The organism is Clostridium sartagoforme AAU1 (assembly GCF_000401215.1).
GTDB lineage: Bacteria > Bacillota > Clostridia > Clostridiales > Clostridiaceae > Clostridium > Clostridium sartagoforme.
In genome coordinates this window covers 1-9767 of sequence record NZ_ASRV01000246.1, presented here as the reverse complement: position 1 = coordinate 9767, position 9767 = coordinate 1, and the positions used below count along the sequence as shown (strand labels likewise).

Here is a 9767-nt window from a genome sequence, read left to right as displayed (position 1 = left end):
AAAAATATATTGACAAAGCATTATAGTTACAATATAATGTTAATGTAATCTGGTGATGATGGCGTAGAGGAAACACTCCTTTCCATTCCGAACAGGAAAGTTAAGCTCTACAGCGTCGATGGTACTGCATGGGAGACTGTGTGGGAGAGTAGAACGTTGCCAGGTAATATGGATCTTTAGCTCAGTTGGTTAGAGCAACCGGCTCATAACCGGTCGGCCCGGGGTTCGAGTCCCTGAAGGTCCACCATATTTGGGGGTATAGCTCAGTTGGGAGAGCACTTGCCTTGCACGCAAGGGGTCAAGGGTTCGAATCCCTTTACCTCCACCAAAGAAGTTATGTTATCATAGCTTCTTTTTTTATTAAAATTTTAGGTTATTAGTCATATTATACAATTTTAAATAATAGTATGACTATGTATATATGTACCAAATGTCGAAAAAGTTTTAAAATTTTCTAAAATTTTAATTAGGAATAAGCTGAAAAATAATATATAATTAATATATGATATCAAATGTAAAAGTTTTAAGGTCTTATCCTTAGATGGGGAGTGTTGTTATGGGTAAGAAGGATGATCTAGAGCAAAGATTAATAAAATTGAAGTTAGAGAAAAGAGAGCTTGTATTAGCAGGTAAAAATACAGGCAAGATAGACGAGCTTATAAAAGAAGTAGAAGCAGCATTAAAAGAATTAAATGAATTTTGTAATAGTTAAAATATTTAATGGATCTAAATTATTAAATTTAGATCCATTTTACTTTTTAAGATATATGTATATAAAATTAATGTAAATAATAAGAATAAAGTAATATATTTAGGCATATTAAATTTGTAGAGAGATAATCTCTCTAAATAAGGAGGGTGGATTAGGAAATGATAAGAACTTTTGTATGTGAAAAAGAAGGATGTAGCGGAAATAGATTTTTTCTTGAAAGTGAAGAAGATAAATTACATTTAATTTGTGCTTATTGTAAATCTAAATATGATATTGATGTATCTACTCAAGACTTTACGATGTTGCCTAATTGTTCAAATTGTAATAATGATACATTTAAAATATTTAGAGATATAGAGAATAAAAGTATCTATGCTAAATGCTCTAAATGCGGATCTGTTCCGGAAAGAATTTATATAGACTCAGATGGAGTTCAGGTTTCATATGAAGCTAAGTTATTAAATGATATAAAACAAATAATGAATTTAGTGGAACAAAGAATATATAATTTAGAGGTAAATGTTAAAGACCTAGAAAGAGGACAGAGTATGCTAGAACAATCATTAGCATATATTAACAGATATTTGGTTGAAAAGGATTGATATTAAAACTTTATTATACAGTTATCAATATAATATGCAAAAGATTATTAACTTAATGTATAATAGTTATATATAATCATTATACATAAGGAGATGTTTATGAGTAAAAACAAAAAGATAATATCATGGATAATGCTGTTAATATGGATGAGCATAATATTTTACATGTCACATCAGCCAGGAGATATTTCTAGTGGTCAAAGTGATTTGGTTGTAAAAGCACTTAATTTTATAGGAATAGAATTAAATGAATATTTTGGTGAGCTTACTACCCTTATAGTTAGAAAAGTCGCTCACTTTTCTGAATATCTAATACTATTTTTATTAGCTTGTAATGTTAGCAAATTCTATATTAAAAATAAGAAGAATATGATATATTCAATTGTATTTGTGTTTTTATATGCATGTACTGATGAAATACATCAATATTTCATTCCTGGAAGGAGTATGTCATTTAAAGATGTATTAATAGACACATCTGGAGCCGTTATTGGATATTTAGTAATAAAATTAATAAAAGCAATTAAGATTAAAAAAGATTGAGTTAGGATATTCAGCAATGGATGTCCTTTTTTGTTTGAAATGATTAATAGTTACTTGTGGAATAATATATGGGTTTTTAAAGCAAAAAGTAAAGAAATTATAACAACTTTTAAATTTATAGTTATAAATTTAGTTACTCTTTTTATAAATAATATACTTCGATTAATATTAGTGGATAATTTAAATTTCAATGCCTCTCTTTCTCGAATAGTATCCATAATATTTACTATGAGTATAAACTTTCTAGGAAATAAATTATGAACATTTAAAAAGGAAAATATTTAAATAAATATTTATTTAAATATGATTATATACAAATAGATATGTTAAAAATTAAGATGACAGTAAGTGTAGCTATAATATCTAGATAGATACGCTTTTTGTACTTATTTTTATAATTACTGAATAAAGATAAATATAAGATAGAACAAGGATTAATAATCTGAATATTCTGGAAAATAAAAAAGTTTATGTTATTCTATAATTAATAAAATAGATTAAAACCTGCACTTAAGATGGATTTATTAAAAATATAACCACAGATTTAAAATTTATAAACATAAGAATTTTCCAATAATGCTAATTGAAAAAAATTATTTAGATTTTAAATGAAAGGTAGGTGAATCATAATATTTAATCAAATATTATGAAGTAGTATGAAAAATTACACAATAAAAAATTTAAGAAATATTGGGCTCATTGGCCATGGAGCATCAGGAAAAACTTCACTGGTAGAAGCATTACTATTTAATACAGGAAATACTGATAGGTTAGGGAAAATAGAAGATGGAACAACAGTAACAGATTTCGATCAGGAAGAAAAAAAGAGAGGGATTTCTCTTTCAGTTTCTATAGCTCCAATAGAAGTAAATGAAACAAAAATAAATTTAGTAGATATACCTGGTTATTTTGACTTTTATGGAGAGCTAATACAAGGTATGAGAGCTGTAGATGTAGCAACTATAGTTGTATGTGGAGTATCAGGGGTTCAGGTTGGAACTGAAAAGGCATGGGATTATTGTAATAAGATAAAGTTACCAAGAACATTTTTCATAAATAAATTGGATAGAGAAAACTCAGATTTTGATAAAACATTAGCTCAGTTAAAAAAGAAGTTTGGAATAAGTGTTGTTCCAATTCAATATCCATTAGGATCGGAAGATAATTTTAGAGGCGTGATTAATGTTATATCAAGAAGAGTTAGAATTCATGATGCAAAAACCAATAAAATTCAAGAAATGGAAGTTCCAGAAGAGCTTATAGAAAAAATAGATGAATGTAAGAGAATGATTATGGAAGCAGTAGCAGAGACTAATGAAGAGCTATTAGATAAATACTTCAGTGAAGGGGAACTAAGTGATGAAGAGATTTATAATGGACTTATAGAAGGCTGTGCTAATGGAGAAATAGCACCAGTTATGTGTGGAAGTGCTTCAAAGGTTATAGGAATGAAATGTTTTTTAGAGGATGTAGTAGAATGTTTTCCATCACCTAAATATTCAATTCCCCAAAAAGCAGTATCAATGCAAAATGGTGAAGAGGTTTTCATAAAATTAGATGAAGATAAGCCGTTTTCTGCATTAGTATTCAAAACTATATCGGATCCATTTGTTGGTAAAATATCTTTATTTAGAGTTATAACAGGAAAATTATCTAATGAAATTAATGTTATAAATAGCAATAAAGATAAACCAGAAAAGTTAGCAAATATATTCTTCATGAAGGGAAAAAACCAAATATCGACAAGAGAAGTTGTAGCAGGAGATATAGCTGCTGTTGCTAAGTTACAGTACACGGAAACAGGAGATACTTTATGTGATATAAACAATAAAATTATATATGATAAAATGAATTTCTCCAAACCATCTATGTCAATGGCAGTACTACCAAAATCCAAAGGTGATGAAGATAAAATATCTAGTTCACTTCAAAGATTATTAGAAGAAGACCCTACATTTACAATTTCAAGAGATACAGAAAATGCAGAAACGATAATATCTGGTATTGGAGAAACTCATTTGGATGTCATAGCAAGTAAATTGAAAAATAAGTTTGGAGCTGAAGTGGTTTTAAGGCTTCCTAAGATACCATATAGAGAAACTATAAAGGGAATTGCAGATGTTCAAGGTAAACATAAAAAGCAATCTGGAGGACATGGACAATATGGAGATGTAAAAATAAAATTTGAACCAAGAAAAGACGGAGGAAGTGAATTAGAATTTGTAGATAACGTAGTAGGTGGAGTTGTTCCAAGAAACTTTATACCAGCAGTAGAAAAAGGTCTTAGAGAATGTATAGAAAAAGGGGTTTTAGCAGGATATCCTGTTGTTGGATTAAAAGCAACATTACATGATGGTTCATACCATCCAGTAGATTCATCTGAAATGGCTTTTAAAATGGCAACATCTATTGCATATAAAAAGGGATTAGAACAAGCAAAGTCAATTTTATTAGAACCGATTATGCATGTTGAAATATTCGTACCAGATGAATATATGGGAGATATAATAGGAGATGTTAATAAAAGAAGAGGTAGAGTTTTGGGCATGGAACCAGATGGGAACTTACAAAAAATCATTTCAGAAATACCTTTGTCAGAAATGTTTAAGTATCCTACTGATTTGCGTTCAATGACTCAAGCAAGAGGAAGCTTTACTAGTGAGCTTGAAAGATATGAAGAGGTTCCAGAATTAGAGGCTAAAAAAATAATAGAAGAAGTTAGAAAAAATTAACTATAGGCATAGTGAATAAATAAAGAATTATTAAGAAAAAATAATATAAAATAGATAGAAATGTTACGGAGCAAATCCTATACAAAAGATAAATATAGGAGGTACACTATGCCAGATTATAAAATGGATATAAATGGAGGGTTAGGACTTAGTGAATATAGTAATATATTTGACTACATGGGAGTTGTAGATAAAAATGATAATTTTACAATAACACTAGATAGCGTTGATAAAAACAATATAAAAATTATAACCTCTATGCTTAAGGATAGTAATTTTTCTATTTTAGAAGAAGGTATAAATCAAAGAGGTGAATATTATATTAACGCTAACAAATATAAGTAAATATAAGGCTATTAATCTATGGATTAGTAGCCTTTAATAATTTATGGTAAAATATTTATATGAAATTAAGTATTGAATAGGAGGATAAAGTGAGGAAATGAAAGCAGAAATAATAGCTATAGGTACAGAAATATTATTAGGAGATATAGTTAATACAAATACACAATTTTTGGCTAAAGAATTAGCAACTTTAGGGATAGATGTATATCATCAAAGTACAGTTGGTGATAATGAAGATAGAATTCTTAATTCATTTAGAGAGGCTTTTGATAGATGTGATTTAGTTATTACTACAGGTGGGCTAGGACCAACTCAAGATGATTTAACAAAAGAGTTGGGAGCTAAATTTTTTAATAAGAAATTAATACTTCATGAACCATCTTTAGAATGGATAAAAGCATATTTAGATATGAAAGATGAAGCTGTAGTAGAAGCTAATAAAAAGCAAGCATATTTTCCAGAAGGATCTATAATCTTACCTAATCCTAATGGTACAGCTCCAGGATCTATTATATCAGTAAATGATAAGATTCTAATAATACTACCTGGACCACCAAGAGAAATGGAACCTATGTTTAATAATCATGTAGTAAAATATTTAGAAAATATAACTGGTGAAGTTATAAAATCTAAAACTCTAAGATTATTTGGAATAGGTGAAAGCTTAATGGCTCAGAGATTGAGTAATTTAATAGAAAATAGTACAAATCCCACAGTGGCTCCTTATGCTAAAGATGTTGATGTTACCTTAAGAATAACAGCAAAAGGAAGTAGTGAAGATGAATGCAATAATTTAATAAATCCCATATGTACTGAAATAAAAGAAAATCTATGTGAATATATATATGGAGAAGATGATGAATCATTAGAATTTGTTGTTTCTAAAATGTTATGTGATAGAAAATTAAGTATTTCTACTATTGAGTCATGTACAGGTGGAATGGTGGCAGCAAGTTTAATATCATATCCAGGAATATCAGATGTATTTAAAGAAGGAGCAATAACTTATTCAAATGAATCAAAGATTAAAAGAGCAGGAGTTAAAAAAGAAACATTGGATAAGTATGGTGCGGTGAGTGATGAAGTTGCAAGAGAAATGGCAGAAGGTATTGCTAAAGCAACCAACACTGATATAGCAATATCAACTACAGGCATAGCAGGTCCAGGTGGTGGAACAAATGAAAAGCCTATTGGATTAGTTTATATAGGAATATTTATAAAAGGTAATATTATAGTAAAGAAATTTAATTTTACAGGAAATAGAGAGCGTATAAGAAAAAAAACTACAATGAATGCATTAAATATTTTAAGAAAAGAAATTTTAAAATTAACTAAATAAGGGGAATAAAATAATCCCCTTAGATACATTTAAGTAAGAAAGGAGATTATTTTTGTATATAAATAAAATGGGGGAGAGGCGATTAACTGTGGAAGCCTTCTCGCTTCATTATAATTATGTCCCTTAAGATATAAACTTATACATTAATATTTATAATAAACGTAAATAATAAGATATATATATTTTATCATAAAGATTTAATATGACAGTATACTTATATATCTTAAGTAATTACTAATTAAATACTATAAACAAGGAGATAAATATGAAAAAAATTTTTAAGGTAAATTTATATTTTTTAGTCATACTAATAATAGAAATATTGGCTCCACTACTTTTAAGGCCTTTTTATATTAAAATTGGATTATTAGATACAAGGCTAATACTTCTTTTTAATCATATAATACTATTCTTATTACCGGCAATAATATATTTATTATTAACAAAATCATCATTTAAAGAGACTTTAAAGCTTAATAAGTTAGAGCTGAAAAATATTTTATTAATTATATTATTAGCATTTATAGTTCAACCTATAATGACGTTTTTTTCGCTAATTTCTACGTTTTTCTTTAATAACGAAATTGGCGCATTCATTACAGAAATAACATCAACACCATATATATTATTATTGGCACTTGTTGCACTTTTACCTGCGATAACTGAAGAAATTACAATAAGAGGAATAGTGCTTTCTGGATATGATGATAAGAACAAGTATGTTGCAGCAATAATAACAGGTTTATTTTTTGGAATTTTACACTTAGATCCACAACAGTTTTTATATGCTACAGTATTAGGATTTATAATGGCATTAGCTGTAAGAATAACTAACAGTATATTTGCATCTATGATAATACATTTCATAGTCAACGGTACATCAGTAACTATGGCAAAGATAGCTAATTATGTTACAAAGGCATTATCAGTTAGTAATGAAACTACAGAACTTACATTAAAAAATATTTCATACTCAGAAAAAATAACATTGGTAATAATATATGGATCTATAGCTATAATTTTTGCAGCTATTTCATTCGCAATAATATATGCATTGGAAAAGATAAATAACAAGAAAAAAGTGGAAGACGTAGGGATTTCTACAGCAATATGTAACAATAAGAATGAAAGAATAATAAATATCCCATTTATTCTTTCAATAATATTATATATAGTTATTATGATTAGAACTGTCTAAGATATAATAAAAATGAATCTATAAAAATATATACTTTTTTACGAATTTATATTTTATAGATTCATTTTATACATTTAGTTAGATTTAATTAAAGAAGAGGACTCACTATAGAATATAGAAATATCTTTGGAATTAATCCATCCTCTACAATTTATACAATTGTCTATTGGTAAGTTTACATAATACCAAGTTTGGTTATTTATTTCAGCTGAATCTAATATTATAACTTCCATACGAATATTAGTTTTTCTAAGTATTTGAGACGAATCTAAAGGTGCTATATACAACTTAGAATCAGTAGCGATTATTCCACTTTTATAAGAGGGATTAATAAACCTTATGGATAAATTAGTCTCAGGTCTTTTAAAAGTATCATATTTATTTCTTATAATGTTATATTGATTTGAAGTTATCATTAATTGTTTTTTTATTAAAGCTAGTTTTCTATCATAATAAAGATAAGTAGCTACTAATAATATTATAAGTAAGATAAATAATATATATTTCATGGTACACTCCTAGTAATACTATAATTTATTATATTTATACAAATTTATAAAAATAACTTAAATCATTAAATATATTAGTTATAAAATTTATAAAATAAAATTACTAAAAACGTTGACATATTATAAAAAATTTTATAAAATATAAATCGTTAAGGCTCGATAGCTCAGTCGGTAGAGCAGAGGACTGAAAATCCTCGTGTCCCTGGTTCGATTCCTGGTCGAGCCACCAGGAAAACTAACTAATTTTACTTAGTTAGTTTTTTTTATGTAAAAATATGTTCATATAAAATTAACTATCATTTCTAAATAAATTAAAATACAAAAAGTAAAAAATGATTTTAAAAACGAAATAAAAAAGTATATGATACCTCTTTACAAGTTAATCATAATGATGTAAAATATTGCTATAATTAATTTTACTTTAAGTTTTAGTTAAGAAATATTTAAGAAGTAAGCATTAAAATAGAAATAACAGATATTTTAAATGTATTATTCAACTTAAATAAGTTTATTAAGTATTTTACTTTAAATTAGAAGACTATTAATTACAATATTAATATTTAAAACAAGAAATTCAATTAAGAGAGGTGTTTAGTTTGGAAAAGTTAATTTTATCTGATGAAGATTATGATTATTTAGCAAAGGGTATAGCAATAGGTGCTGGGATAGGTATATTCCTAGGAATTTTTATAGACAATATAATATTAACATTTTCGGCAGGCACTGTAATAGGAATAATATTTTCAATAGGATATTCATTTTATAAAAAAAACAAAAATAAAAATAAGTAAAAAAGGCATAAAATATTATGCCTTTTTTATTTAAATATTTTCTATTTGCCAATTTATAGGTGAGATGTTAATTGACTTTAAAAATTCATTTGTTTTAGAAAATGGTTTACTTCCCAAAAAACCTCTAAAGGCAGATAATGGACTAGGGTGGGGAGAAGTAATTATAAAATGATGTCTGTTTGTTATAAGATTCTTTTTAATTATTGCAGGGTTTCCCCATAAAATAAACACTATAGGCTCTTTTCTTTCATTAAGTAATGATATAATCTTATCAGTTAGTATTTCCCATCCAATATTCTTATGAGAATTAGCCTCATGAGCCCTAACTGTTAAAACCGTGTTTAATAGTAAAACTCCTTGATCAGCCCAATTTTTTAAAAATCCATTATTAGGTATGTAACAACCTAAATCATCGTTAAGTTCTTTGTAGATATTCATTAATGACGGTGGAATTTTAACTCCCTTATTAACAGAAAAAGATAAACCGTGTGCTTGGTTTGGACCATGATACGGATCTTGACCTAGAATAACAACTTTAACATCTTTAAAAGCTGTAAAATTTAATGCGTTAAAAATATTATGCATATCAGGATAGATAGTTTTTGTTTTATATTCTGATACTAAAAATTTTCTGAGGTTTTGATAATAGTCCTTATCAAACTCATCTTGTAATAATTCTTGCCAATCATTATTTAATATTTTTTTCAAAAAAATCACCTCCATATAAATAATTATATATATTATTACGTATTAAACAAAGAAAAATACTATATGTTATGAGAATCTTCGACAAAAACGCTACCTAGAATATCTTTATAAGTAATTTGTAATAAATAAAAGGATAATAAAGAAAATAAGGTATAAGTATGAATAAAATAGGTAAATATAGAAATACTAAACAAAAATAACGTGATACTATGTAACTCGTCACTTATGAAATAGATAAGTTAAACAGTTGATTAAAAAAAGTTAAAAAGATTGTTGACAAGGAAATAT

General features: G+C 26.9%; 11 protein-coding genes, 3 tRNA genes and 1 rRNA gene. 13 read left to right on the top strand and 2 right to left on the bottom strand.

The features are described 5' to 3' along the window. The first annotated feature begins 48 nt into the window (after positions 1-48). The 11 genes from rrf to A500_RS18790 all read left to right on the top strand — a co-directional run bounded on the left by rrf (position 49) and on the right by A500_RS18790 (position 7471). Positions 49-165: ribosomal RNA gene (gene rrf, locus A500_RS18835) — 5S ribosomal RNA — on the top strand. A 5-nt stretch (positions 166-170) separates the two neighbouring features. Further along, positions 171-247: transfer RNA gene (locus A500_RS18830), tRNA-Ile, on the top strand. A 5-nt stretch (positions 248-252) separates the two neighbouring features. Further along, positions 253-328 (top strand) — tRNA-Ala (locus A500_RS18825). A gap of 228 nt (positions 329-556) precedes the next feature. After that, positions 557-712 (top strand): hypothetical protein, encoded by a 156-nt coding sequence (locus tag A500_RS20885; RefSeq protein WP_172654992.1) that lies wholly within the window; start codon positions 557-559, stop codon positions 710-712. A gap of 158 nt (positions 713-870) precedes the next feature. Further along, on the top strand, positions 871-1314 hold the full coding sequence (locus A500_RS18820) for a hypothetical protein (RefSeq protein ID WP_016209166.1): 444 nt from the start codon (positions 871-873) through the stop codon (positions 1312-1314). A 99-nt stretch (positions 1315-1413) separates the two neighbouring features. Further along, the gene (locus A500_RS18815; RefSeq protein WP_016209165.1) at positions 1414-1857 is read left to right on the top strand and encodes a VanZ family protein; all 444 of its coding nucleotides are present in this window, start codon (positions 1414-1416) and stop codon (positions 1855-1857) included. 6 nt (positions 1858-1863) lie between these two features. After that, the gene (locus A500_RS22110) at positions 1864-2118 is read left to right on the top strand and encodes a GtrA family protein (protein WP_423219306.1); all 255 of its coding nucleotides are present in this window, start codon (positions 1864-1866) and stop codon (positions 2116-2118) included. A 395-nt stretch (positions 2119-2513) separates the two neighbouring features. After that, positions 2514-4589: an elongation factor G gene (gene fusA / locus A500_RS18805; RefSeq protein WP_016209163.1), complete on the top strand. Its 2076-nt coding sequence runs from the start codon at positions 2514-2516 to the stop codon at positions 4587-4589. 108 nt (positions 4590-4697) lie between these two features. Beyond that, a complete protein-coding gene (locus tag A500_RS18800) occupies positions 4698-4934 on the top strand; it encodes a hypothetical protein (RefSeq protein ID WP_016209162.1) in 237 nt (78 codons plus the stop codon). A gap of 97 nt (positions 4935-5031) precedes the next feature. Next, on the top strand, positions 5032-6273 hold the full coding sequence (locus A500_RS18795) for a competence/damage-inducible protein A (protein ID WP_016209161.1): 1242 nt from the start codon (positions 5032-5034) through the stop codon (positions 6271-6273). 265 nt (positions 6274-6538) lie between these two features. Then, positions 6539-7471, top strand: coding sequence for a CPBP family intramembrane glutamic endopeptidase (locus A500_RS18790; protein ID WP_016209160.1), 933 nt, complete (start codon positions 6539-6541; stop codon positions 7469-7471). Positions 7472-7545: 74 nt separating this feature from the next. On the opposite strand, the gene A500_RS18785 is transcribed toward A500_RS18790, so the two are convergent. Then, positions 7546-7980 carry a hypothetical protein gene (locus A500_RS18785; RefSeq protein WP_016209159.1) on the bottom strand — a complete coding sequence of 145 codons (435 nt, stop codon included), beginning with the start codon at positions 7978-7980 and terminating at the stop codon, positions 7546-7548. A 153-nt stretch (positions 7981-8133) separates the two neighbouring features. On the opposite strand from A500_RS18785, the gene A500_RS18780 reads away from it, so the two are divergent. Together A500_RS18780 and A500_RS18775 are read left to right on the top strand one after the other, a co-directional pair. Next, positions 8134-8209: transfer RNA gene (locus A500_RS18780), tRNA-Phe, on the top strand. Between the two features lie 358 nt (positions 8210-8567). Next, entirely contained in the window at positions 8568-8771 is a 204-nt protein-coding gene (locus tag A500_RS18775) for a hypothetical protein (RefSeq protein ID WP_242835170.1), read from the top strand. A 30-nt stretch (positions 8772-8801) separates the two neighbouring features. Here A500_RS18775 and A500_RS18770 read toward each other — a convergent pair whose 3' ends face one another. Continuing rightward, positions 8802-9479, bottom strand: a complete 678-nt coding sequence (locus tag A500_RS18770) for a uracil-DNA glycosylase (RefSeq protein ID WP_016209157.1) — start codon at positions 9477-9479, stop codon at positions 8802-8804. Positions 9480-9767 lie beyond the last annotated feature (288 nt).

What these genes read in the sequence shown, in the direction of transcription:
- A500_RS18815 (WP_016209165.1), top strand. Translation starts at nt 1,414, where the DNA reads ATGAGTAAAAACAAAAAGATAATATCATGGATAATGCTGTTAATATGG.
- A500_RS18790 (WP_016209160.1), top strand. Translation starts at nt 6,539, where the DNA reads ATGAAAAAAATTTTTAAGGTAAATTTATATTTTTTAGTCATACTAATA.
- A500_RS18795 (WP_016209161.1), top strand. Translation starts at nt 5,032, where the DNA reads ATGAAAGCAGAAATAATAGCTATAGGTACAGAAATATTATTAGGAGAT.
- A500_RS18800 (WP_016209162.1), top strand. Translation starts at nt 4,698, where the DNA reads ATGCCAGATTATAAAATGGATATAAATGGAGGGTTAGGACTTAGTGAA.
- A500_RS18820 (WP_016209166.1), top strand. Translation starts at nt 871, where the DNA reads ATGATAAGAACTTTTGTATGTGAAAAAGAAGGATGTAGCGGAAATAGA.
- A500_RS20885 (WP_172654992.1), top strand. Translation starts at nt 557, where the DNA reads ATGGGTAAGAAGGATGATCTAGAGCAAAGATTAATAAAATTGAAGTTA.
- A500_RS18785 (WP_016209159.1), bottom strand. Translation starts at nt 7,980, where the DNA reads ATGAAATATATATTATTTATCTTACTTATAATATTATTAGTAGCTACT.
- fusA (WP_016209163.1), top strand. Translation starts at nt 2,514, where the DNA reads ATGAAAAATTACACAATAAAAAATTTAAGAAATATTGGGCTCATTGGC.